General features: G+C 38.3%; 19 protein-coding genes and 1 pseudogene. 3 read left to right on the top strand and 17 right to left on the bottom strand.

The window, feature by feature from the left end; all coding sequences use genetic code 11:
• Genes ppaX through hprK form a run of 4 tightly spaced genes read right to left on the bottom strand, consistent with a single transcriptional unit; the run spans position 1 to position 3379 of the window.
• Positions 1-642, bottom strand: a complete 642-nt coding sequence (gene ppaX, locus MLD65_RS02680) for a pyrophosphatase PpaX (protein ID WP_243290329.1) — start codon at positions 640-642, stop codon at positions 1-3.
• A complete protein-coding gene (locus MLD65_RS02675) occupies positions 632-1585 on the bottom strand; it encodes a nucleoside recognition domain-containing protein (RefSeq protein ID WP_243290328.1) in 954 nt (317 codons plus the stop codon). The genes ppaX and MLD65_RS02675 overlap by 11 nt, the downstream gene beginning before the upstream one ends.
• Before the next feature lie 12 nt (positions 1586-1597).
• The gene (gene lgt, locus MLD65_RS02670) at positions 1598-2425 is read right to left on the bottom strand and encodes a prolipoprotein diacylglyceryl transferase (RefSeq protein WP_279325938.1); all 828 of its coding nucleotides are present in this window, start codon (positions 2423-2425) and stop codon (positions 1598-1600) included.
• Between the two features lie 18 nt (positions 2426-2443).
• A complete protein-coding gene (gene hprK, locus MLD65_RS02665; RefSeq protein ID WP_243290514.1) occupies positions 2444-3379 on the bottom strand; it encodes an HPr(Ser) kinase/phosphatase in 936 nt (311 codons plus the stop codon).
• Positions 3380-3580: 201 nt separating this feature from the next.
• Between hprK and MLD65_RS02660 the strand changes: the two genes are divergently transcribed.
• The gene (locus tag MLD65_RS02660; RefSeq protein ID WP_243290513.1) at positions 3581-4282 is read left to right on the top strand and encodes an N-acetylmuramoyl-L-alanine amidase; all 702 of its coding nucleotides are present in this window, start codon (positions 3581-3583) and stop codon (positions 4280-4282) included.
• 71 nt (positions 4283-4353) lie between these two features.
• Here MLD65_RS02660 and MLD65_RS02655 read toward each other — a convergent pair whose 3' ends face one another.
• The 9 genes from MLD65_RS02655 to recQ all read right to left on the bottom strand — a co-directional run bounded on the left by MLD65_RS02655 (position 4354) and on the right by recQ (position 18963).
• Positions 4354-5325, bottom strand: a complete 972-nt coding sequence (locus tag MLD65_RS02655) for a metallophosphoesterase (protein ID WP_243290327.1) — start codon at positions 5323-5325, stop codon at positions 4354-4356.
• Positions 5326-5664: 339 nt separating this feature from the next.
• On the bottom strand, positions 5665-6030 hold the full coding sequence (locus MLD65_RS02650) for a phage holin family protein (protein WP_243290326.1): 366 nt from the start codon (positions 6028-6030) through the stop codon (positions 5665-5667).
• Positions 6020-6229 carry a PspC domain-containing protein gene (locus MLD65_RS02645; protein ID WP_243290325.1) on the bottom strand — a complete coding sequence of 70 codons (210 nt, stop codon included), beginning with the start codon at positions 6227-6229 and terminating at the stop codon, positions 6020-6022. Before MLD65_RS02645 ends, MLD65_RS02650 begins: the two co-directional genes overlap by 11 nt.
• An 11-nt stretch (positions 6230-6240) precedes the next feature.
• The gene (locus tag MLD65_RS02640) at positions 6241-7335 is read right to left on the bottom strand and encodes a DUF4097 family beta strand repeat-containing protein (RefSeq protein ID WP_243290324.1); all 1095 of its coding nucleotides are present in this window, start codon (positions 7333-7335) and stop codon (positions 6241-6243) included.
• A gap of 525 nt (positions 7336-7860) precedes the next feature.
• Positions 7861-10737 carry an excinuclease ABC subunit UvrA gene (uvrA, locus tag MLD65_RS02635; protein WP_243290323.1) on the bottom strand — a complete coding sequence of 959 codons (2877 nt, stop codon included), beginning with the start codon at positions 10735-10737 and terminating at the stop codon, positions 7861-7863.
• A gap of 7 nt (positions 10738-10744) precedes the next feature.
• Positions 10745-12730, bottom strand: coding sequence for an excinuclease ABC subunit UvrB (uvrB, locus tag MLD65_RS02630; RefSeq protein WP_243290322.1), 1986 nt, complete (start codon positions 12728-12730; stop codon positions 10745-10747).
• A gap of 337 nt (positions 12731-13067) precedes the next feature.
• Positions 13068-16103, bottom strand: a complete 3036-nt coding sequence (locus MLD65_RS02625) for an efflux RND transporter permease subunit (RefSeq protein ID WP_243290321.1) — start codon at positions 16101-16103, stop codon at positions 13068-13070.
• 87 nt (positions 16104-16190) lie between these two features.
• Entirely contained in the window at positions 16191-16739 is a 549-nt protein-coding gene (locus tag MLD65_RS02620; protein WP_243290320.1) for a TetR/AcrR family transcriptional regulator, read from the bottom strand.
• Between the two features lie 112 nt (positions 16740-16851).
• The gene (gene recQ, locus MLD65_RS02615; protein WP_243290319.1) at positions 16852-18963 is read right to left on the bottom strand and encodes a DNA helicase RecQ; all 2112 of its coding nucleotides are present in this window, start codon (positions 18961-18963) and stop codon (positions 16852-16854) included.
• Between the two features lie 273 nt (positions 18964-19236).
• On the opposite strand from recQ, the gene MLD65_RS02610 reads away from it, so the two are divergent.
• Positions 19237-19971 (top strand): cytochrome c oxidase assembly protein, encoded by a 735-nt coding sequence (locus MLD65_RS02610; RefSeq protein ID WP_243290318.1) that lies wholly within the window; start codon positions 19237-19239, stop codon positions 19969-19971.
• 144 nt (positions 19972-20115) lie between these two features.
• On the opposite strand, the gene MLD65_RS02605 is transcribed toward MLD65_RS02610, so the two are convergent.
• The 4 genes and pseudogenes from MLD65_RS02605 to MLD65_RS02590 all read right to left on the bottom strand — a co-directional run bounded on the left by MLD65_RS02605 (position 20116) and on the right by MLD65_RS02590 (position 25052).
• Positions 20116-21315: a PDZ domain-containing protein gene (locus MLD65_RS02605; RefSeq protein ID WP_243290317.1), complete on the bottom strand. Its 1200-nt coding sequence runs from the start codon at positions 21313-21315 to the stop codon at positions 20116-20118.
• 72 nt (positions 21316-21387) lie between these two features.
• Positions 21388-21741, bottom strand: a complete 354-nt coding sequence (locus MLD65_RS02600) for a swarming motility protein SwrAA (protein WP_243290316.1) — start codon at positions 21739-21741, stop codon at positions 21388-21390.
• A gap of 278 nt (positions 21742-22019) precedes the next feature.
• A complete protein-coding gene (locus MLD65_RS02595; protein ID WP_243290315.1) occupies positions 22020-23492 on the bottom strand; it encodes a S41 family peptidase in 1473 nt (490 codons plus the stop codon).
• A gap of 281 nt (positions 23493-23773) precedes the next feature.
• A pseudogene (locus MLD65_RS02590) lies at positions 23774-25052 on the bottom strand (MDR family MFS transporter).
• 587 nt (positions 25053-25639) lie between these two features.
• On the opposite strand from MLD65_RS02590, the gene MLD65_RS02585 reads away from it, so the two are divergent.
• Complete coding sequence (locus tag MLD65_RS02585; RefSeq protein ID WP_243290314.1) at positions 25640-26056, top strand: YmaF family protein; 417 nt, start codon at positions 25640-25642, stop codon at positions 26054-26056.
• Positions 26057-26508 lie beyond the last annotated feature (452 nt).

The following is a 26508-nucleotide window of genomic DNA, read 5'->3' as shown; positions in this document are numbered from 1 at the left end:
TTATTCCACTCCAACGATTGACAGAATATCGCTCATCTTTGATACGATATAATCAGGGTTATGGGAGCGAATATACTCTTCCCCTTTCAAACTCCATGCAACACCCACTGTTTTCGTTCCAGCATTTTTTCCTGCATCAATATCGTGAACATTGTCACCAATCATCATCGCTTCCTCAGGCTTCGCATCTAATTGTGCTAATGCTTTCAAAATCGGTTCTGGATGCGGCTTGGCGTGTTCAACATCATCAAGGGTCACGACGACATCGAAAAATGTATCAAGCTTTGTAAGCTTTAAACCCATATTCACCGTTTCACGAATTTTTGTTGTCACAATCCCTAACTTATACCCTTTTTCATGAAGTGTTTTCACTGTATCATAAACTGTCTCAAACTCTTTTACGAGAATATCGTGCTGTTCATGATTAAATTTTCGGTATGTGGCTACCATTTCTTCCATACGATCTGGATCTAATTTGCCAAACGTATCTATGAGCGGAGGTCCGATAAAGGATAATATATCCTTACGGGTAAACCGTCCGGGAAAATAATGCTCTAACGTATGCATAAAGGACTCAATAATTAAGTCATTTGTATTAATTAATGTTCCGTCTAAATCAAATAATAACGTATTAATTTTCATATGCTGCTCCTTCCCTTGCTGTAACACCCACTTTTTTCTTCCAAACAAATCCAACCATCATCGTTAACATAACCGCTGCCACTAACCGTATAATGAGAAGAGGTAACACAGGAATCCCAAGCGGAACGAATATTAACGTATCTTCTACTACTGCATGGCAAGCGACTAAAAAGATAAAAGCTAACGTTAAATCTCGTTTACTAACACCATCTTCTTTCACCGCTTGAATCATGACACCTGCACCGTAGGCTAAACCAATTGTTAAACCAGCCACTAATGTCATCGACGTGTTTTCTTTCATCCCGAGAGCGCGTGTAACAGGTGCCATCCATTTAGAAAATGTATGGAGCCACCCTAAATCTTTCATAAATTGAATGATCATCATTAACGGAATCACAATGATCGCTAACTGAATGACACCAATCGCTGCTTTTTCCAAGCCATCAACGAAAATAGCAAACCAACCTGATACTGATTCTTCTGATTGCGAAATAAAGCCATACTTCGCTTTTTCTCCCCCGCCTTGCCACAGCAAATTAATGACAATGGCAGAGAAGAAGGCAAGACCTAAACGAACAACTAAAATCACCCACACCTTAATGCCAACTTTACTCGCAACGGTAGATTCGATGATTAAATTATGAGAGAAAGAAAGCATGACGGCAAGAATGAACACTTCTTTTACAGTTAAATCTAACGTTAAAATCGCGCCAATCCCTGCATATAAATTTAAAAAGTTACCGAGCACGAGCGGAATCGCCGCATCCCCTTGCAAGCCAAAAATACCCATTGCTGGCGTAATGAAGTCAATAATCCAATCTAATAACCATGTATGCTGTAAAACCGAGACAAGGAGCGTAATAGGAAAAATGACTTTCCCAAGTGTCCACGTCGTACTCAACCCTACTTTCCAACCTGCTCGAATGCTCGCCTTTACATCCATCCTTCATCCCCCTTATTTTTCTGGATCTAAATATCGTTTATTCGCCATGCCCGTCACTCTACGAATGATAAGGATCAAAACCGCTACGACAATAAGCGAGATAGAAACAACCTGGGCGATTCGAAGGGACTCCGTTAACATTAAGCTATCTGTTCGCATTTCTTCTATAAAGAAGCGGCCGATTGAATACCAAATGACGTACGATAAAAACAATTCTCCCTGACGTAAATTCACTTTCCGAAGTGAAAGAAGAATGACAAATCCTATCAAATTCCATATTGATTCATATAGGAATGTTGGGTGGTAATACTGTCCGTTAATATACATTTGGTTAATAATAAAATCAGGTAGATGTAAGTTTTCAAGAAACTCCCTTGTGACAGGACCACCATGTGCCTCCTGGTTCATAAAGTTTCCCCAACGACCGATTGCTTGCCCAAGAATAATACTAGGTGCGGCAATATCGACAATTTTCCAAAAGGATACGTTCTTAACTCTGGCAAATACGTATCCTGTTAAAATCGCTGCGATTAATCCACCATGAATCGCAAGCCCTCCTTGCCAAATTTTTGGAATGTCAGCAAGGTTTTGAGAATAATAATCCCATTGAAACAGAACGTAATAAGTACGAGCGCCAACAATCGCTAACGGCAATGCGATTAACACTAAATCGACAAACAAATCTTTATGTAACCCGCGTCGTTCACTTTCTCTTACAGCTAACCAAAGCCCCAGTAATGCGCCGAAACCGATAATAAGACCGTACCAATACACTTGGATTGGACCTAATTCAAACGCGACGCGGTCTAATGGTTGAATCGTTGCTTCCACTACTTTCATTCCTCTCCAAACATTTTTTTATTGAAACTCCTCATGGTCCTCTTCAATAACATTGGCTAATTTGTTTGTAAATTGTTTCGCCGCATTGAAACCCATTTTTTTCAAGCGATAATTCATTGCGGCCACTTCGATAATCACGGCCAAGTTACGTCCTGGACGAACGGGAACTGTTAAACGGGTAATTTCTGTATCTAAAATTTTCATCTTCTCTTCTTCAAGCCCTAACCGATCATATTGTTTCGTTTGATCCCAAAGCTCCAAGTTAATGACAAGCGTAATACGCTTGTAGTTTCTTACTGCACCCGCGCCAAATAATGTCATGACATCAATGATTCCGAGACCACGGATTTCTAATAAATGACGAATTAATTCAGGGGCATTTCCAATGAGTGTATCTTGATCTTCTTGGCGAATTTCTACACAATCGTCTGCAACGAGACGATGTCCGCGTTTAACTAATTCTAAAGCGGCTTCACTTTTCCCGACACCACTTTTTCCTGTTATTAAAACACCTACACCGTAAATATCGACTAATACACCATGAATAGCTGTCGTTGGGGCAAGCTTACTCTCTAAAAAATTGGTTAATCGGCTTGCTAACCTTGTCGTTTTTAATGGTGACCGCAATACCGGAACATTCGCCTCTTCAGATGCTTCAATTAATTCCTTAGGGACATCCATATCGCGAGATACAATGATCGCTGGAGTTGCCTCTGTACATAATTGAGCCATGCGGCTAGCCTTTTCCTCATCCGTTAATTTTTGAAAAAATGTAAGTTCTGTCATCCCTAAAAGTTGAACACGTTCTTTCGGATAATATGTAAAAAAACCTGCGATTTCTATACCTGGTCTTGATAAATCACTCGTCGTAATAGGGCGGCTAACCCCTTCTCCTCCACTAATTAACTCCATTTGAAAATTTTCAATAATATCTTTCGTACGAACCTTGAGCACCTCATTTTCCTCCTTCACCATCATGATGTCATCCTTCTCTATGATGAGCGTAACTGTAATCTCATTTCACACTCCTATATTGTAGCATTTTTCCACCTTGACCAAAACTACAAAGGAATCAACATTGTAAATGCTACTCTTTGGCCCGTTTCCGTCTAAAAGGTAAATGAAGACGATAAAAAGGAGGAATTGTACTTGAGTATGAAAATTGCGATTGATGCCGGACATGGCTATGAGACAAAAGGAAAACAGACGGTAGATGGGATGAAAGAGTATGAATTTAACCGATCAGTTGCCCACCATTTAAAAGCAGAGTTAAAGAAGTTTAAACAAGTAAACGTGTTCTTTACTCATTCAGATGACCGCGATGTTCCATTACAAATGAGAACAAAGATTGCCAATGATTTAGATGTTCACTTGTTCCTATCCATTCATGCAAATGCATACGGAGATGGGAAGCATTGGAATGATGTGCACGGAATTGAAACATATATTTATCCATCTCGTCCAAAAGAAGCTGAAAAGCTCGCTAAAAAGATTCAGCGTGAGCTCGTATTAGCAACAGGTCGAAAAGACCGTGGTGTGAAAACAGCCAATTTCCATGTCCTACGTGAGACGAAGATGACCGCAGTCTTATGTGAGTGCGGGTTTATGACGAATCAACAAGAGGCAGCATTATTAAAGTCAGAAAGCTACAGACAAACTTGTGCAAAGGCTTTGGCACGCTCCATCCAACATTTTTATCAACTTGAAAAGAAAACAGCAACTCAGCCAACTAACACGCACCTTTATAAAGTGCAAGTTGGTGCCTTTACAAAATTAGAAAACGCGGAAAGGCTTGCTAACGAACTGAAGCAAAAAGGCTATTCTCCTTTCATTACAAAAGCTTCAAATCAAGATTAACCTCATTCAGTGGGGGGCTTCCCTCTACTGAATGATCATGAACGAATTGGCCATTTTAAAATTTCAACCTGCTATAAATCGATCCAAAATTCATCTTTCCCCGGATGTTTAAAAGGTGAGTAATAGTAATACTTGTCCAAATATGGCGAATACGTTCGAACATATATTTTAGAACGATCTGGATAATAGTGGAGCAATCGTAAAAATCCTTGTCCTCCTTCTGGTGCCCCTTGATAATCCGCTAAAATCTCGTACACTTTGCGGTCAGGGGTACCATCTTGATCATCGTCAATTTCTGTTACAATGTGTTCACTGTCATCATAATGGCCACTTAGCACAACCTTTACATTTTCATTTCGTTTAACCACTTCATGAAAGATTTTTCTTCCTTCAAACGTCCGTCTTTTATTTTTATGTAAATATTTATGAAAGGCAAGAATCGCCATTCGCTCTGGAAAAGCTTTTAGCACTTGATTCATCCAATCGATTTCATCCGAGCCGACTCCCCACCCCATATAAAGAATGATAAACGGCGTATCTCCTAACTTGATTAAGTCATAATGGCCACGGTTATTTTTGTATGAACCACCGTAATACTCTTTGCCACGGAAACGCTTCTCTCCGAAATAAAATGAAAATGGCTCATACGACTTATTTTTAATTAAATCATGGTTACCAGCTAATACACCATATGGCATTTTTTGTTTATCCAACTGCTTTAAAATCGTATGAGCTCGAAGCCACTGAATTTTTTCATCCGCTTTGTTGACGATATCTCCTGTATGAATGACGTATTGAATATTCCAATTCGAACGGTTTGATAACATCCAATCAATTTGATTTTGAAAAATATGAGGATATGATTCTGAATAATATTGTGTATCGGACAGCCAAACAATTGTATCATGATACGCTTGGCTAGAAGCTTTCAGCCAAGCGCTTACTTCTACTACATCCTGTTTGTTTACACTACAGCTCAACATCGTTGATATCGTGATGATAACGGCTAGGAACATAGACCAACGATATTTTAACGTTTTCATTTTCATCACCTAAAAGTAGCTTTTCCTAAAGGTGAAAAACGTATGTTAGGTGACAATAAGAAAAACACAATCAGCTTCACGTTTTTGACTCGAGCGAGGGGCTAGGAGCTTTCGCTGGCCACCGAAAACTTAACCTTTTCAATACAAGAAAATGCAGGGCGCCTTGCACACCCTCAGGGAAAAATGTTCTTCACTTAATAAACCTTTATTGGATGGGAACGGGTAGGTGCTTGCCTTGGACAAAGCTCCATTCATTGTATTTTAACGCTTTCTGAAACAATAAAAAAAGGAAGCCATTTATCGCTTCCTAACTATACTTAACCGCAAGTATAACACTTTTTATTTTCGCTCACTTAACGGTTCAATTATCGCTTTATATATCATTAAATTTAATAAAGATATAAATATCGACGCTAATATAGCCGTTCCAAAGCCATCGATATTAAAGGCATCTCCCATAATTCCTTGTGCAATCATAAGTGTGATCGCATTAATAATAAACAAAAAGAACCCAAACGTTAAAACAGTAACAGGCAACGTCAGTAAAATTAAAAACGGTTTTACAAGTACATTTAATATAGAAAGAAGTAAACTAGCGATAATGGCTGCTCCTATACCACTTAAATAAAATGAATCGAAATAACCAGCGACAACGATTAATATTATGGCATTGACGATGATACTAATAAACCATCTAGAAAGCATCTGTACCTACATCCTCTTCTTCCGGCATGATTACATATGCGACTACATATATCATCGCAAATGGAATAAATGATGTGACAATGAACAAAATGATAAAAATAAGTCGCACTAAAGTTGGATCAATCTGAAAATATTGAGCAATTCCACCAAGAACCCCACCTAATTTTCGACCTTTATTCTTACGATATAAACGTTTCATTTTCCATTCTCCTAACTAGTTATGGTAACGGAACCCGTTTTCGTTTCAGCAAATACGGTAAGCTTCTCATCCGATGTCCCTGCTTTCTTAAATTTTACTTCTTTTTGTAACACTTCATTTTTTTGATCGGTCACTGTTATGTTTTCCTCATCATAGGAAAACGACCCTAAATTCGACTTTAATTCACCTTGTGTTGTCATTTGCTCCGGAATTGTCAATTCAATATTTCCTGTTGTCGTCTTTGCATATAATGTGCGACACTCTGGCTCTGTCAAAGAAATAAGAAGGTTCCCGTTAAAGCTTTGCACATCAAGCTTTTGGACATTTCCCTGAACATCAATCATTCCGTTAACCGTCTCTAATTCTAACTCATCGTATGAGAAAGCGTTCCATTTTATTTGCCCGTTCGCTGTTTCTGCTTCCGCCATTTTTCCTTTGACATGTTTGAATGAAATCATGCCATTTGCTGTTTTTGCTTTTAAGTTTTCTATTTTTAACTGTTCCCCTCTAATCGGGCCATTAAACAATTTAATTTTCAATTGGTGATACACTTTATCTGGAACATAAATCGTTGTATTCACCTTTAACGTCTTTTTATCAACAAATAGAACGAAGCGATTTCCTTCTATTTGACATTGGCTATTTTGTAAAAAAAACTCTCTTGCAGCCGCCATATCTTCTGTTTTATAAGCTTTCACATCACATTCTACACGAATGTCTTGATCCTGCCATGTTTCAATGTTAACACTCCCGTTTACAATATGAACGAAAAGCTCCTCTACATGAACTTGTTGAAGTTGAAATATATGAGAAAATTGAACAGAAGGGCCAAATGGAAAATCAATATCAAGCTCCTTCACTTTTTGTACGGCCGTATCGACAAAATCTAGTAATTTTGCAGTAATCGTTGAAACTTTCGATTCCTTTTTTTTCGCATCTTCTGTTTGCTCTTCTTGTGATAAAACGTCTACAGATAGCTCATGAAGTTTCTTTGTTTGTGTATGCTCGTATTCTTCCTCAAGCTTTTCGATTAACATGATAGCTTCTTCAGCCGATAGCTTCCCTTCTTCAACCAATTTTAATATTCGTTTACGCTCCTCTTTCATCCCTAATTCTCCTTTTTTATTACTATTTTGAAACTGATTTTAACTACTTGGACAAATTATAAAATCAATGATTGCTACGATAAAAATCAGCCCAGTGGCAAACAAACTTAACGATTGTCAATCTCCTATGACTAATAATACGAATGAACGTTGTGAATGTTTCACTCACATCACGATTTTTTCCATCACTTTCGCACCTTTTTCCATCACTTTCTCATGTTTATTTATCGGTTCCTCACGGTTTTTTATCGCTTTTCGATTTTTCCCATCACTTCCTCACGGTTTTCCATCACTTTCGCATCTTTTTTATCGGTTTCACACGTTTTTTTACCGCTTTTCGATTTTTTCCATCACTTTCGCACAGTTTTCCATCACTTTCTCATATTTATTTATCGGTTCCTCACGGTTTTCCATCACTTTCTTTTATAAACACCAAATGTGCAAACTTATGCTCTACTAATAAGCCATAATAAAAAACAGGGGACTAGCAAATCGTTGCTAATCCCCTGTTGTACCGTGTGTACGTCAATGTTTAAGCATAGCTTCTGTTTCGTGTATAAGCTGTTGCATTCGCTCTCGATCACGGACTAAAATAGGCTTTAAGTATTTTCCTGTGTAGGATCCTTCTACTTCCGCTACTTGTTCCGGTGTTCCTTTTGCGACAATGGTACCGCCTCCCGAACCACCTTCTGGACCAAGATCAATAATGTAATCAGCTGTTTTAATGACATCTAGGTTATGCTCAATAACAAGGACTGTATCACCGTTTTCAACAAGTCGTTGTAACACTTTTAATAACCGCGCTATATCATCAACATGTAATCCGGTCGTTGGTTCATCTAAAATATATAAGGATCTTCCTGTTGAGCGACGGTGAAGCTCTGAAGCAAGTTTTACACGCTGCGCCTCTCCGCCTGACAAAGTTGTTGCAGGTTGACCGAGCTTTATATAGCCAAGTCCTACATCATAAATGGTTTGTAGTTTCCGTTTAATTTTTGGGATGTTTTCAAAAAATTTCAATGCATCCTCTACTGTCATTTCCAATACATCGGCAATATTTTTCCCTTTATAATGGACTTCGAGCGTTTCACGATTGTATCGTTTCCCATGACACACTTCACAAGGGACGTACACATCTGGTAAGAAGTGCATTTCAATTTTAATAATGCCGTCTCCTCGACACGCTTCACAACGTCCACCTTTTACATTGAAACTGAAACGTCCTTTTTTGTACCCTCGAACTTTCGCCTCATTTGTTGCAGCAAATACATCCCGAATATCGTCAAACACTCCCGTATACGTTGCCGGGTTTGAACGAGGTGTTCGCCCAATTGGTGATTGATCAATATCGATGACTTTATCTAAATGATCTATTCCTTTAATCTCTTTATGCTCCCCTGGTTTTGTTTTAGCCTTGTGGAGCTTTTGGGCAAGCGCTTTGTGTAAAATTTCGTTCACGAGTGTACTTTTTCCCGAGCCGGATACCCCCGTTACGGAAATAAATGTTCCTAACGGAAATTTAACAGAAACATTTTTTAAATTATTCTCACGAGCATTTTTAATTTCAATATATCGTCCATCAGGCTTCCTGCGCTCAATTGGCAGCGGAATGAACTTTATCCCTGATAAATATTGGCCTGTTAATGAATTGGAATCATTCATTACTTCTTCTGGTGTCCCCGCTGATACAATTTGTCCACCATGTATCCCAGCACCTGGTCCAATATCTAATAAATAGTCAGCGGCAAGCATCGTATCTTCATCATGCTCAACAACAATTAGCGTATTTCCAATATCTCGCATGTTTTGCAATGTGTGAATTAATCGATCATTATCGCGTTGATGAAGGCCGATGGAAGGCTCATCTAAAATGTATAGTACACCGGTTAATCGCGAGCCAATCTGAGTCGCTAAACGGATGCGCTGTGCTTCCCCACCCGATAACGTCCCTGCAGAACGGCTTAAATTCAAATAATCAAGTCCGACATTTACTAAGAAACTCAACCGCTCTTTAATTTCTTTTAAGATTAAATAAGCGATTTTCATTTCCTTTTCTGTAAGAGAAAGTCCTTCAAACATGTCAAGTGCTTCATGAATGGACAATGAAGTGATTTCCCCAATGTGTCTACCATTTATAAGAACAGATAAACTTTCTTTTTTTAAACGATGACCTTTACACGTTGGGCATGCTTGTTGTGCCATATATTTTTCCATCTGCTCGCGAATATAATCAGATGTCGTTTCACGATATCGCCGTTCAATATTACGGACGACCCCTTCAAACTCAATATAATTTTCACGAACTTGCCCTAAATCATTCTCATAACGAAAATAAATTTTCTCGCCATCACTACCATATAGCACTTTTTCTAATAAGTGCTTCGGAATGTCTTTCACTGGAAGGTCCATGTCAATTCCGTAATGATTACAAACAGACTCGAGCAATTGTGGATAATATTGTGAGCTTGTCGGTTCCCAAGGTGCTAAAGCATGGTTTCGTAAAGATAAATCATGATTCGGGATGACGAGGTCTAAGTCTACCTCTAATTTCGTCCCCAATCCGTCACAGTCTGGACATGCTCCAAACGGGCTGTTAAAAGAAAACATTCTCGGTTCTAATTCACCTATTGAAAAGCCGCAAATGGGACAAGCATGGTGTTCACTAAACAAAAGCTCCTCTTCACCAATAACATCGATCATGACGCGCCCTTCCCCAAGCTGTAAGGCTGTTTCTAAAGAATCCGCTAATCGCGTTGCAATTCCTTCCTTGACAACAATCCGGTCGACAACGACTTCAATCGAATGCTTTTTATTTTTTGCAAGCTCGATGTCTTCTGAAAGCTCCATCATTTCCCCATCGACACGAACACGTACATACCCTTGTTTTTTAATTTCCTCAAACGTTTTCACATGTGTTCCTTTTCTCCCTGAAACGACGGGAGCTAAAATTTGTAGCTTTGTTCGCTCTGGGTATTCCAAAATACGATCCACCATTTGCTCAATCGTTTGCGATGTAATTTCGATTCCGTGATTAGGACATGTTGGACGCCCAACACGGGCAAACAATAAACGTAAATAATCATATATTTCCGTCACAGTTCCAACTGTTGAACGAGGATTTCGACTCGTCGTTTTTTGATCAATAGAAATTGCAGGTGACAAACCTTCAATCGCATCAACATCCGGTTTATCCATCTGGCCTAAAAATTGACGTGCATAAGCAGACAACGATTCGACATAACGTCGCTGCCCTTCTGCATAAATGGTGTCAAAGGCTAAGGATGATTTCCCTGAACCTGAAAGCCCTGTTACGACGACGAGCTTATCACGAGGAATGGTCACGTCAATGTTTTTTAAATTGTGAGCTCTAGCTCCTTTAACAATGATTTTATCCATTGCCATCTTCCAATCATCCTTCCGCTTTCAACTCAAGTATAAGGTCACGTAATTCGGCTGCCCGTTCGAAATCAAGCGCTTTAGCCGCTTCCTTCATTTCGGCTTCCATTTTCTCAATTACTTTTTCACGTTCTTTCTTCGACAATTTGCTTACATTTCGTGCAGCATCTTCTTTGTATACTTCTTGTTGTTCTGCTGCGTATGTTGCCCGAATTACATCACGAATTTCCTTTTTAATGGTCATCGGTTTAATGCCATGCTTTTTGTTATATTCCTCTTGAATGGCACGTCGTCGCTTCGTTTCGTTAATGGCTATTTCCATTGAGTTCGTCATCTTATCAGCATACATAATGACATGACCATTCGCATTACGTGCAGCACGGCCAATTGTTTGGATTAGTGAACGCTCCGAGCGCAAAAACCCTTCTTTGTCAGCATCTAAAATGGCCACAAGTGACACTTCAGGTATATCGAGACCTTCTCTTAATAAGTTAATCCCAACTAATACTTCATGCTTTCCTAATCGTAAATCACGAATAATTTCAATACGTTCTAATGTTTTAATTTCGGAATGCAAGTAATTAACTTTTATCCCAATTTCCTTTAAATAATCGGTTAAATCCTCTGACATTTTTTTCGTTAACGTCGTGACTAAAACACGCTCATTCCGTGCAACTCTTTTATGAATTTCACCAATTAAATCATCGATTTGCCCTTGAATAGGCCGAACATCAATGGTTGGGTCTAATAAGCCAGTAGGGCGAATAATTTGCTCAACAACTACCGGTGTTTTCTCCAATTCGTACGGCCCCGGCGTTGCAGATACGTACACAACATTTTTCATATGTTTTTCAAATTCTTCAAATTGAAGCGGACGGTTATCTTTTGCAGACGGAAGACGGAAGCCATGGTCAACGAGCACTTGTTTACGCGCCTGGTCACCATTATACATCCCGCGAATTTGTGGGATGGTCACATGTGATTCATCAATGACAATAAGAAAATCATCCCCAAAATAATCGAGTAACGTATACGGAGTGGACCCCTCTGGTCGCAATGTTAAATGGCGTGAGTAGTTTTCAATTCCCGAGCAAAAGCCCATTTCTCTCATCATTTCTAAATCGTAGCGTGTTCGTTGTTCTAAACGTTGGGCTTCCAGAAGCTTTCCGTTTTCACGCATTTCCGCTAAGCACTCTTCAAGCTCTTTTGCGATACTTTCAATCGCTAGTTTCATTTTTTCTTCACGAGTGACGAAGTGAGATGCCGGAAAAATCGCGACATGTTCTCGATCTCCAATAATTTCCCCAGTTAATGCATCCACTTCCCGAATGCGATCAATTTCATCACCGAAAAACTCGATCCGAATGCAATGCTCATCTCGAGAAGCAGGAAAAATTTCGACTACATCCCCACGGACACGGAATCTCCCACGCTGAAAATCAATGTCATTCCGTACATACTGCACATCAACGAGCTTTCGCAATAATTCATTGCGTTCAATGTCCATTCCTACACGAAGTGAAACAACTAAATCGCGGTACTCCTCCGGGGAACCTAATCCGTAAATACAAGATACACTCGCGATAATAACGACGTCTTTTCTTTCGAATAAAGCTGACGTTGCTGAGTGGCGCAGCTTGTCAATTTCATCATTAATGCTCGCATCTTTTTCGATATATGTATCTGTCTGTGGCACATATGCTTCTGGTTGATAATAATCGTAATAACTGACAAAATACTCAACAGCATTGTTTGGGAAGAATTCTTTAAACTCACTATAGAGCTGACCCGCTAACGTTTTATTATGTGCAATGACTAACGTCGGTTTATTGATTTCTTTAATCACATTCGATATCGTAAACGTCTTACCCGTTCCTGTCGCTCCTAACAATGTTTGATGCTTTTTTCCTTGTTGAATTCCTTCAACTAATTTCTTAATCGCTTTCGGCTGATCTCCTTGTGGCTTATACTTTGAAACTAATTCAAACCGATCTTTCACGCCAAAGCCTCCATTTCCACATATTCATATACATATTGTACCATAATGAACATAGAAATCACCAAAAACACGAACTAAAGTTCGTGTTTTAAAAAATAAAATCATTAAATGAATACTACCTTCTACTTACTTGCAACACTAAGCTATATGGGTCACTATACTTCCCAAATTCCCTCTCAAACTTTTTAGTTCCAATTACAAATTGTTATATTTTTGCATTTTCGCTATATTTCGTTTTTCTTGTAACTTCTCGGAATAGAAAAATAGCATTTCTTACATCTAAAAATATGATCGCACAAAAAGCTACCTCCTTTGAAAGGATGGTAGCTCTGTTTCTTTAGTTCGCGATACCTTTTCTTTCTTTTTTCTCTTGCTTAAAAAAGAACAATTCGTAAACAACAGGAACGATGATGAGCGTTAATATAGTAGATGACGTTAATCCACCAATGACAGTAATCGCCAACCCTTTCGAAATTAAGGTTCCTGACGACGTTGTGAAGGCTAACGGAATTAATGCCGCAATTGTTGCGAATGCCGTCATTAGTATCGGTCGAAGTCGTGTTTTTCCTGCTTCAATTAAGGCTTCGCGAATTGTCATCCCCTTCTCTTCACGATTTTGACCAATACGATCAACGAGAACAATGGCGTTCGTTGTGACAATCCCGATAAGCATCAGAAATCCGATCATAACACTTACGGACATCGGTTCATTGGCAATAAATAATCCGATTAATGAACCAATTGGGACAAAGATAAGCGATGTTAAAATGATAAACGGTATGCGCGCTTTTCCAAACGTAATGAGCATCGTAATGTAAACAAGCCCAATTGCTACTAAAATCGCAAGTCCTAATTGTTGAAACGTTTCAACCGTTTCATCACTACCGCCTCCACCTTCAAGCGAGACACTTTCCGGTAAATCGAGCTTTTCAACTTCAGCAATTACTTCTTGTGTAACTTTTTGAATGTTGTCAGAGTCAATTTGGGCAGACACTTGTGCAAACACTTTTCCATCTAACTTTTGAATTGAAGTAAATGTCTCTGCCTCGCGTACATTTGCCACTTCCTTTAAAGGAACCGGACCCTGTGCAGTAAAGAGCAATGTATTTTCTAAGCTCTCCATTGATTTGAGCTCTTCATCATATGCTAATTGAATGGTACGTTTTTCATCATCTAATGTTAACGTACCTACCTCTACCGGCTTTGTTTGATCCGTTACCGTCCCTAGAATTTGGAACCCAGATAATCGATATTGTGATGACTTTTTCGAATTGATATCGACAACTATTTGCTTTTGTTTTTCCGTAAAGTTGTTAGAAACGTACTTCAATTTCTCTTGATCTAGCATGTATTCTTCCACTTTTTTCGCGGCCACTTGAAGGTCAGTTAAATTGGTTGAGTATAAGTTAATATTGACATTGTTGTTTGAAGGTGGCCCACCTGACTCTAGTTCTTGAACTCCGAGCTGCGAGTTCCGCGCTTCTCCATACACAATTTCTTCCATCTTCTGTTCTAACTCTGTAATAAAACCTTTTACATTCACACCTTCCTTTAAGGTAAGGAAATAGTTTGCTTGGTTTTGTCGCTTTAATCCCGTTCGGAAGTCACGACTTCCGACTCCTGCTGTTACTTCTTCGATTTCTTCTTGTTCGTCAAACATATCTTCAAGCTGTAGTGATACTTCGTTTGTTTTTTCTAATGAAGTTGATGAAGGTAACTCAACACTTGCGACCAATGACTTTTGCTCTTCGTTCGGAATAAAGACAAATCCTAACTTCGGGACGATGGCAAAAGAACCACCAAGTAACACAATCGAAAATAGAATAACAACTATTTTATGAGATAACGACCATTTAATCGCTTTTTCATAAAGCTGTTGAAGGAGTGTTTCTTTTTCTTCTTTTGGTACCTTTTTAAACGAAAATTTTGCTAAGATTGGCACAATCGTGATTGAAACGATTAGTGACATAAATAAAGCAATGACGACCGTTAGAGCAAATGGCAAGAAAAATTCACCAGTAATTCCACCTACAAATCCTAACGGTAAAAAGACAACCATCGTTGTAATCGTTGATGAAGTAATCGCTTTTAATATTTCTTTCGTAGAATCAAGGATGATTCCATTATTGATTTTTTCTTTTGACTTTCTGACACGTCTAAAAATATTTTCTATGACAACAATGCTATCATCGACGACACGTCCTACAGCAACCGCCATTCCACCAAGCGTCATGATATTTAGTGAAATATCTAAACGATATAAGAAAATAGACGCAACTAGTAATGAAAGTGGAATCGAAATAATGGCAATAATAGTTGCCCGAACGTTCCGTAAGAAAACTAAAACAGCTATGGAAGCAAATAATGCTCCTAATAGACCTTCTTTGATTAACGTTTCTACGGACTTTTCAATACCCTCTGCGGAATCAAAGCCGATGGCATATTCCACTTGATCTGAATAAGCATTTAACACGTCAAGAACTTCCTCAGCCACTTGAACCGTATTCGCATCCTGTTTTTTTGTAATAGCCATCGAGAGAGAGTCTTGTAAATTGTATCGGGTTATCTCTGGTTGCTCTGTAACCTTTTTAATCACAGCAATATCTTTTAGCTTGATAGGTGGAGTATTCCCTTGTGCAAAGGATGGAGTAAGCTGTAAATCTTCTACTTCATCCACAGCATCAAGACTTTCTTCTACACGGATCGGAATGTTCAAGTTATCAATTCCTATATTTCCGGCTGGGAAGGATAAATATTTTTGATTAATTTGTTGTTTAATTTGCTCTAAGCTCAGGCCAACAGCTTGAGCTTTTTGCTTATCTACCGTGATTTGTAGAAGTTCTTCCTTTAGCCCTCCTACAGAGACACTATTGATTCCTTCTATTTTATTGAGTTTCGGAACAATCTCTTCTTCTAAAATCTTTTCAAGATCTGCATCACTTTTTGCAAATAAAGAAATATTGTAAATCGGAAACGTTCCAAACGAAAAGCGGTTCACTTTTGTTTGAACATTTTCTGGAATATCCGCATCTCCTATATATTCATTTACTTTTTGTTCTATTTTATCAACTTCGGTATTAAATGGAAATTCTAAGTTAATGATGGCGATACTCTCGAAGGAGGAGCTTTGCATCGATTTAAGCCCTTCAATGGATTTAAATCGGTTTTCTAGTTTCTCCGTTACTTGCTCATGAATGTCTTCTGGAGAAGCTCCTGGAAATACAATTTCAACCGAAAGCTGCGGAAACTCAATGTTTGGCAATAAATCCACTTTCAGCTTATTGAACGAGTAAAGACCTCCTATAATAAAAAGAAATGAAATAATGAAGACAGCGACAGCATTTTTCAAGCTAAACCGAGTCAAAAAATTCATCCTTTAACTCCCCTCAAAAAAATTGACACATGTGTCAGTTTAATTAAAACAACAATCCGACACATGTGTCAACTAAAATGGTATGCACTATCTTTTTATTCCTTCGACAAAAATTTTATACAAATACTCGCTGACATCCTCTACTGACCCACTATGCAAATTCGGCATTTCAATAGCATAGAAAAATAAGTTCACCATCATTTCGTCAGGTATATCCGATCGAATTAATTCAAGCTCTTTCCCACGTTGTATAACCCGAACAATTTTCTCTCGAATTTTTTGAAAATCTTTATACATATCTTGCATACTTTCTGAAAATGCAAATTGTTTACTATGAAAAACATGACGTATTTTGTAATATTTCAAAAAGAGTTGCAGCATTTGCTTTAATTGTTCTAACGGTTCATCTTCTTGGTCAATCTTTTCTAACTCTTTGAAAATGGAAGTCATCACTTGTTTCATATAAACTTTAATTAATTCTTCCTTATTCGAATAATACTCATAAATCGTACTCCGAGAAATGGCCAGCTTTTCGGAAAGAGCCTTAAAGTGAAACTGATCATAGCCACGTTCAAGAAGTAATTCTTCCGTTGCCCTCATGATATCCTCTTCATTAAACTTTTTCTTTCTTGTCATGATAAACCCCGTTCCAATACAATCTTTCTTACGCCTTTTATTATTAAAGTGTCATTATCTATAAGCAAAGAAAATAAATCCTTTTTAATCGTGATAATATTAAGCTTTTTCTTTAAAAGTGTTTCATTATAACCGCTTTAATTTCGCGATACGTAATGTCTTCTGGCAGTTCTTCTTTTAATGGCTTCAATTTTTCTGCACCGATTTCGTTTATTTTGTTTAAAATCATCTCTTCATGGTCCTTTGAAGAAATGAAGTGGCTCCAGTCAAGGTTGAGTCCTTCTTGGGCACATCGAAATAAATGATTTTCGATGGTTACGACAGATAAACCTCTTTCCTTCGCAATTGCTTCAATACTTTGCTCTTCTTGAAATCGATTGTAGGATTGAATATGGCTTGGTATATCATCTTTAACGGTCGATTTTTCAACCCTTTTAATCGGTTGAATTCCCTTCTCCTCTACATACGAACGAATGACATTCAAAAACGACGTTCCATACACTTCTGCTTTTTTCTGCCCGACTCCTTTAACCGATAAAAACTGTTCAATGGTGGTCGGCAGTAGCTCGCACATGTCTCGAAGTGCACTATCGGCAAAAATAACAAATGGCGCCACTTTTTCTTGTGCAGCTAATTCTTTTCGCACCGTTCTTAATCGTTCAAATAACTCGTCATCAACAGCAATCTGCTTCGTTTTAATTGCTTCTCTTTTCCAAACCTTTTGTTCTCCTTTTAAGACACGATATGACTGTTCATTTAAAGTAACAACAGGGTATTGATCTCCATTTAATGTTGCATACCCTTCTGCAATGAGAAAATCAATTAATTGGACGATGTCTTTTTCCGGAAGCTTTTTTAGTAACCCATATGTTGAAAGTTCTTGAAACTTCAATTCCAACACACGCTTACTTTTTGATCCCTTTAACACTTGTGCCACTAACGTCTTTCCAAACTTTTCTCCCATTCGTTTTATACATGAAAGAATCATTTGCGCCTCTGTTGTCATATCGACTTTTGGACGGTCATCGGTACAATTACTGCATCGGCCACACTGGCTCGTCTCCGTACGGTCTCCAAAATAATGCAAAATATACGTTTGTAAACACGACTCAGTATGGCAATAATCGACCATTTGCTTCAGCTTTTCGTATTCCTTCTCTTTTAAGTCTGCTGTTAAATTCGTTTGGCCAAGTAAAAATTTTTGCGTTTGAATATCTTGAGGAGAAAATAATAAAACACATTCACTCGGTTCTCCATCTCTTCCCGCTCGCCCTGCTTCTTGATAATAGGACTCCATGTTTTTCGGCATATTGTTATGCAAAACATAGCGAACATTCGATTTATCAATGCCCATTCCAAAAGCATTTGTCGCTACCATCACTTGCACGTCATCATGTAAAAACCGTTCCTGCTCTCTCTCCCTTTCTTCCTTTCCCATCCCTGCATGATATTTCGCAACATTTACTTTTCGTTTTTGGAGGAAGGAATGGATACGATCTACTTCCTTTTTCGTAGCTGCATAAACAATTCCAGACTGATTTTTATTTTTTGAGACATAATCAAGAAGGAAGTCACGCTTTTTCACTCCTTTTACAACATGAAAAGACAAATTGTCACGCGCAAATCCAGTCACGACAATATTGGATGAATCAATGCGAAAATGAGTTTGAATATCACGCAATACTTCTTTCGTTGCCGTCGCGGTTAGAGCAACAATACGCGGTTTAGGCGAGAGCTCATCAAGCATGGGACGAATCATTCGATAATGTGGACGGAAATCATGCCCCCACTGTGAGACACAATGGGCTTCATCGATGGCAACGAGGGAAATCGGGAGCTTGTGTAAAAAGCGTAGAAATGAAGGAGATTCTAAACGTTCTGGGGCGATGTAAATTAATTGATAGTCCCCCTTTTGCGCATTTATTAAGCGCTGTTCGATTTCCCCACTTGATACAGAGCTGTTCAAAAACGTTGCGGAAATTCCAATATGTGTTAAGGCATCCACTTGATCCTTCATTAAGGAGATAAGCGGTGAAATAACGAGTGTTACCCCTTCCAAACATAGTGCGGGTACTTGATAACAAATCGATTTTCCACCACCAGTAGGTAAAATCCCAATTGTATCATGTCCACGCAACAGTTTTTCGACAATTTCTTTTTGCCCTTTTCGAAAATCCGAATACCCGAAATATGTTTGTAGAGCTTCGATCGCTTTCGTAAACATCCTATCACCTATCTATTATTTTTCTTCTTATATCTTACCAAATAACTGGTAGATGCGGTATGAATATCTTAAACAAAATCGCTAACGCCATTTTGTTCAGAGGTCGAAATAGTGAATGAGCCGATTTCTATAATCTATAGGTTTGGAAAATATACGTTCCCCATAACCAATATAGCGTACAGAAATATAAAATCTTCGCTAAGTATGTATATATTTTCCTTTTCAAATACAGATTAAAGATGGATTCAATTTAAAATGAGGGGATTTGTACAAATGGAGCATGTAACGTTTTTTCATAAACTCTTGTTAGCTATCATTTTCACCTTTTTTCAAACCGCACTTTTTCGAAAAGTAAAAATCCAAAAGGAAGAGATCGTTTCATTTTATATCGGTGTATTTAGTATACAAACGATTCACCTCATCCTTTTCTTTGTCGACTATTCATTTACGATGCAGATGATCTATAACAGTGTCCTGTGGTTTATCACCCCACCATTCCTATTGATGGGATTAAAAGGATATTTGAAAGGCTTGTATTGGCATTATCAGTTACGCCCTGTCATTCTTTTCTGCACAAAACCGGTCGTCGCCAAAAGTATATTTTTTTCCCTTTTCATTCTCTTTTCGCTTATTCATTTTTCAAACCCTTATTTGTACATTTTGTTTCAAATTGTTTTAACAATGTCCGCCTATTTACTTTGGTGGAATATCATCGTCCCTTCTATTTTTACAAATGGTGAACAGAAACGAAAACATATCACAAACATGATTCAAAATATGCTACTGACGACATTCATCACGTATCTTTTGTTTTTGTCAAAACAATCGATCGTGAACGATACAGATTTATATATAGGAATACTCACGTTTTTATCCGCACAAATCATCGTCAGCTTAACAGGGATCGCCATTTTACTTACAAAGGGAAGAACTGCCCCGCACTCATTTAACACTCTGAATTGGGTTGGAAAAGCGAGAAAAAGTGAAAATCCTTTCCTTAATAAATAAACCTAATCTTGCTCACCCTAGGGCAAAAATGTCTTCATCATCCAAGAAAGGTGCTCTTTGAAGGTCAGCAAGACATCGAAGACTTGATGTACCCCTAAAAGAAACTTTTAAAAAAGTCCCTATCACAACTGATAGAGACTTTTTTTACGAAGATGCAACATCGCTTTGCCATTTCCGATTGTCTTCTACAAAAAGAATTCCTAATTCATGATGACTCCCTTCGTATAAAGCTCCTTGGCTAAAGCGGATCTCTCCATTTAAGCCGATAACTTCGAGCTTACAATAGGCTCGATTTTTTTGAAGGGCTTCATAAAACTCAATATCTGATTTTACCGGACTGCCGTTTACTTTTATAATCATCTCGCCAACTTTTAACCCCATCTTTTCTGCTGGTGAGTGTGGCAGTATGCCTAATACGACTAAGCCTTGATCTCTTTTCGAAAAATAAAAAGCAGCAGCATCATCGTTTATCCGTTGTTTGACGGTGATGAATTCACGACCGACTAGTGCGATAAATGCCGTCACAAAGGAGAAAACAGGTAACCATATGGAAGCAATAGCAGGAACGGCACATACGGCGCCAAGCCACATAATTCGCTTCCCTGTCGTTTGAATGCTTTCCTTTGGCAACGACCCTTGAACACGTTGCTGAAATCCCATTATAAAGGGAATGAATACCATTAAATACGTCTCCCCTTGAACTGATAAAACAGGCCACCAAGAAAACGGCGGTTCAATGTGACCACCAGGGACAAAGAAAAGTACTGGTAAAAGCCATGTTCTTTTCGCTTGATGGTTGCCGATCGGAAGACCTCGACTACTTTGAATTAAAAATGGAGACGTTTTTAGATGAGCCGTCCGGTACACGAGCACTCCTTCTGCAACAACAAACAATACAAGTAAGAAAGCGAGCATACGAAAGTTCGTTTCGTCTAAACCAACAAATAGGTTTTGAACCCACTCGCGTTCTCCCCCCCATTTGTTAATGGCAGCAACGAGAAACGTCGTTCCACCGATCGTAAAGACAGGTGAAAGCCACCTCGGCTTGAATGTTAAACTTAACAAAAACGTAACGATTGTCCATAAAACAATCGTACCAAACGGCAAGTGAATTCCAATAATCATCGTGATAATAGATAAGAGAATCCCGATAACAATTCCTTTTGTATATGTAAAACGAGTTTCTTCAAAAAGATCAAAAACACGAATATGGAAGGAGCTTCTCTCACGCTTAATCCGAAAATATCCGATCACAATCGAATAGAGTATAAAGAAATAAACAAATGGATGAAGGAAGAAACGACCAAGACTGTAAAGCCCTTCAACGAGCCATTGTTCAAACAACAAAATCACCACCTTGAGCGAATGATTACTTATCTTTTATTCTACCAAAGTAACCCGCTCTTCAACATCCATTTATTTTAAATTTGACCAAAGGGCTACATTCGATACAGAAAAGTCAAATAAATAATCACACGATGATACTTCCGTTAATTCTTGAATGGCTATAATCGTTTTTTTCATATCAGATAAGTTCATGTTCAATCTTTTTTTGTTTTCAACGAAGTATTTCAAAAATCTTTCAATGATTTCACTGTCAATTTCCTCGATGCAAGTAATGGATGTATAATTCGCTAAGTAAACACAAAAATTTTGAATCCCTTTATATGTACGGACATTGGACAATTGATACATGTTATCTTTTTCTCTAAATGCACTTAATAGTTTTTCATAATTTTCTCTTCGAATTGTGCTAGATCTTTTGCTCAATGGATCAACCAACCTTTATTGTATTTTCTTCTTAAATGAACACTAAAACGCAGAAGCCATTTAGAAGGTGATAACAGCATTATTTTAACATAAAGTAACTCTGTATATAAAATTTGCTATTTTGTTAAACAAGAAAAGTGCAAGACGTTCGCTAACGTAGTCTACAAACTCGACTATTTCAGTAGGAGGTAAAATGGAAAGTTTGCTAGCCACGAACGCCCGGAGCTAGATGCAAAACGACTGTTGGACACTGGTTCCTAAACCATCAAAAAACCGGACTAGTGTCCGGCTTTTTGATTTGCAATCATTTGAATGGCAGTTTGCAATTGTAAATCATTTTTTGGATTTTCTCGTTCTTTTTGTATCTGTTCATTCATCACAGTCGCTGTTTTCTCATTAATGATTCCAGAAGGCTCTAATCCATGAATTTGTTGAAAAGCTTTCACAGCAAGACTTGTTTGTTCATCAAAATATCCATCAGATCGCCCCGTTTCAAAGCCGATTCCGGATAATAAGAGTTGGGCAATTTGAACTTGTTCATTATTCATATCTTCTTTTAACGGTGTGTTTACTTGTAAAGGTGGTGTTTTAAAAAATTTAGGCTGTTCCACAGCAACAGTCGGTTCTACCCCTTTTTGATGAATCCAATTTCCGTTAGGCGTTAGCCACTTGTAAAGCGTTAATTTAATGTTGCTCCCGTCTTCCATCGAAATGGCCTGTTGAACAGTTCCTTTTCCAAAAGAAGTTTCACCTACAATTTCATACCCTCCCGCTTCTTTCATGGCAACCGCTAATATTTCAGAAGCAGAAGCACTCCCTTTGTCAATTACAACCGAGATTGGGTATGGCTTTTTTTCTTTAATCGTTGAGAAGTACGTTTGTCTTTCTCCATCACGATTTTCAATTTGGATATAAGGTTTATCTTTCGGGATAAAATGATGGAGAATCGCTTCAACTGACTGTAAATAGCCACCTGGATTCCCACGCACATCAATGACTAACCCATCCATTCCTTCTTTTTCAAGCTGCTTTAACTTTTTTTCAAAGTCGTTAGCCGTGTTTTCTGAAAAAGAAGTGATTTCTAAAATTCCAATGTCTTTCCCATTTTTCTTTTCCATCGAGCTAAAAACGGTTTCAATTGGGATTTCATCACGTTTGACATGAAATGTGAGCGGCTCTTTATGACCTGCTCGTTGAACGGTAATTTTAACGGTCGTTCCTCTTTTCCCACGAATTTTTAGCACGGCTTCGTGTAAATTAAGTCCATCTACTTCTTGTTCATCAATAGCGACAATTTGATCATTCGGCTTTAATCCTGCTTTTTCAGCTGGGGAATTTTTAAAAGGAGAAACGATAATCATTTTTCCGTTATTCATTCCCACTTCTGCTCCGATTCCTTCAAATGTTGATCCTAAAGAATCGGTAAATTGCTCTGTCGTTTGTTTGTCCATATAGACGGAATATGGATCTTCAAGTGCTGATAACATCCCTTGAATCGCACCTTCTAATAGTTCTTCATCATCTACTTTTTCTACATATTTCTTTGAAATCAGTTCGTACGCCTGCATGACTTTTTCAAAATCCGGATGCTCTGTTAATGGATTCGATTCTGCTGCCATCGCCAAAGTCGGAACCGCTTCTTGCTGTTCATCATGGCGAACAGCTGGTGGTTTTTCCATGTCATGATATATAATATAAATCCCTACAAGCATTGCAACTGTCAACACTAGTGTGATAATTTTTTTGTTCATTTCTTTTGCCTTCCTTTCCTTTTGACAAATTTCAATACAGCTGAATCGTCCGTGTTCATTTCTTTCCTAGTATATGCATAGCTTGTACGCATCATGTATTGGAGTAAGTAAAACCGTTCAGGTATTCAAATGAATACTATCACTTTCGCTTATTTTTTCATCACTTTGAGGCGATTATTTATCACTTTCTTACATTTATTCATCACTTCTAGGCCATTATCTATCGTTTGTATATAAAGAAAGAAGGTACCGGAAACCTTTGCTTCCGATACCTTCTTCTATTAATGTTGAACCACAATGGTTTTTCGTTCTGTAACTGTTCTTTCCGCCATTTTAAACATACTGTAATAGATCAGAGCACTTAAAAATGCGAGGATGGCAATACAATAAAATGTGAATTGAAAGCCCAATACTTTTGTTAGCGGAATCGCTGCAGGTGCTAGCATTCTTCCGATTGTAAAGCGAAGATCCGATGCCGCGAAATACTGACCTCGCATATCTTCAGGTGCAATTTTAGAGACAAATCCTTGTTGAACACCAACCACCATTAACTCTGCAGCCGTAAAAACAAATATTGCGAACACGAGTATGAGTATATTTGTCGTGTGAGCAAAAATAAGCATCGCAAATCCGTACGTAACAGCCGATAACGTAAACACCGTCTTTTCTTTATAACGACTCATCCATCTTGTCATCATGACGGTAAATAAAGCGACGAGCAATCCATTTTCCGAAATTAACACGCCAAATAACTTTTCCCCTGTTAACATGATCGAAAAGAGAGATTGCGTTGGCACTTCTTCTGAAACATAAACCGCCAGCAATAAATCTAGCTGCATAAATGTTTGTGCGACAAGAATGCCTGCTATAATAAAGAGCAAAAAGACACGGTCTTTTACAATGACTTGGTAAGATTGAAGCTGTTCTTTCACATAGGAATGCCACTTTCTCTTTTCATGAGAATAAGTCTCCGTACTCTTTTTCACCGGTACCGTTTCCCGAATATATTTAGAAAGAATAAAGGTAAAGAGAAAACTAACGAGCATCCCTGTCACAAGTAATTCAAATCGGTATTGGAAGAAAAACAAGCTCCCTAAAATCGGTCCAATCACAACCGCAATATTAATGGCCGTATAAAACACGGCAAACACCGCATTCCGATCCTTTTCCGGTACAACATCAGCAACCATCGCATGACTAGCAGGCCAATAAAGCATCCCGAATACACCAAGTAATGAAAAGGCAAAAAACGATAATATCGGCGACTCGTACCACGGTGAGTTTGCAAAGGCAAACAAAATAAAGGCAAACCCTGAACCGAAAATACGATGCAACCATCATTTTCTTCCGGCCGATGTGGTCAGCTAAGTAGCCGCCCATTAAATTCGCCACAACACCAAAAACTTGTGACAAAATTAATAAAACACCAGCCATCCCTTTCCCAAAAGAATCCGCAAAATAAATCGCCATAAACGGAAAATACATCCAAAATAATATATTGATGACACCTTCACCTAGAAGGCGTATTTTTAAATTACGATCCCAATCTTTCCACTTCATACGATCACCACATTTTCTAATGTTTTTTTATTCCCTAACCACCATCGAGATCCCCCTCCAACTTTCCGTAAAATGTCATGATTACAAACATGTTCATCAACCTCCTAAAAAAGTTTTTATATATACACGAAGCAAAAGCTTCGGTATTCCCATATTGCAAAACAGAAAAAAGCGCATCACGAGCTTGCGATGCGCTAAATGAGTTGGGAAATTCACAAATTTCCCATGTCAAATTAAAAAACGCAGCCCACGATCGAGACACGTGACCTGCGTATGATTGATCCAATGTTTAAAAAGGTAGTTGTTTATTACCGATTAATGGTCACGTACTCAAATGTATGAAATTGATTAGCTTGAACAATCTGAATGCTTTTCATGATACGTGACCTCCTTAACATATATTTTTACTACAATAATCTTACCTGACTTTTCCATCAATCGTCAATACCTATTAAAGAAAATTTTTATTATTAGAAATATATTTAAGAAATAAGATGGAATCGATGTAGAGGTTAGTGGTTTAAACATTCATATATATTCAGAAATCAATGAATTATTTTTTCATTTTAACTGAAAGGGGATCTCAAATGACAAAGTATAATGATTACCGTTTCCCTCCTTCTCATTCCCATTACGTAGGGGGCTCTACCTTATTTTCTTTAGGGCATAGCCATACGTTTGAAACGTTTACTTTTCCTGTGAACGGGAGCAGCACGGATGGACATGTACATACGTTTGCAGTAGTCACCTCCATGGCAAATGGCCATCATCATCATGTTGAAGGAACAACAGGTCCAGCCATTCCAATGCCAGATGGATCTCACTATCATGAAGTCCTAGGAGAAACAAAGAATCGACCTTTTATTCATAAAGGAAACATTCATCTACCTGTCCCTTATCCTATTCATTATCATGAATATAAAGGGAAAACCGGAGTTGGGATTGGTTATGAGCCAGGTTGGCGATGGAGGTACCTTTTAAAAAACAAAATTTTTTTGTTATGATCAAAGTTCACCTTTCTGGCGCACATAATCGATCGATTCCTTTAGTCATCTTTAAATCGTTATATAAGTGCAAATCAACTTAAAATATCACGCAAAGGCGCGAGAGCTTCGTTAAAGTGGCGTACAAACTGTACCATTTTAGGAGGAGATAAAGTGACACTTCATTCAGTTGGTTTTTTTTCATCCCACACTGAATGTTAGTCCCTACAGGATGACCTAAAGGCCCTTGTGACCCACAGGATGTGGGTTACACAGACGTTGCCACAGGACGTGGCGCTCTTAGTCTGTGTTCTTTATGTTCGCAGTTGACCTCACCTATCTTCTTTGCTTTTCTACAGAATCTTGAGGTTGTGGTCTTACTGCCCGTTAAGAATGGGATAAAGGAAGCTCGGGCAACGTTTCAGTCGATGTTGACGTATCGTACAGATGAAATGAGAAGTTTTCTAGCCGCT

It is taken from the genome of Bacillus sp. FJAT-47783, assembly GCF_022808615.1.
Lineage (GTDB): Bacteria > Bacillota > Bacilli > Bacillales > Aeribacillaceae > Bacillus_BZ.
This window is presented reverse-complemented; position numbering and strand designations above follow the sequence as displayed.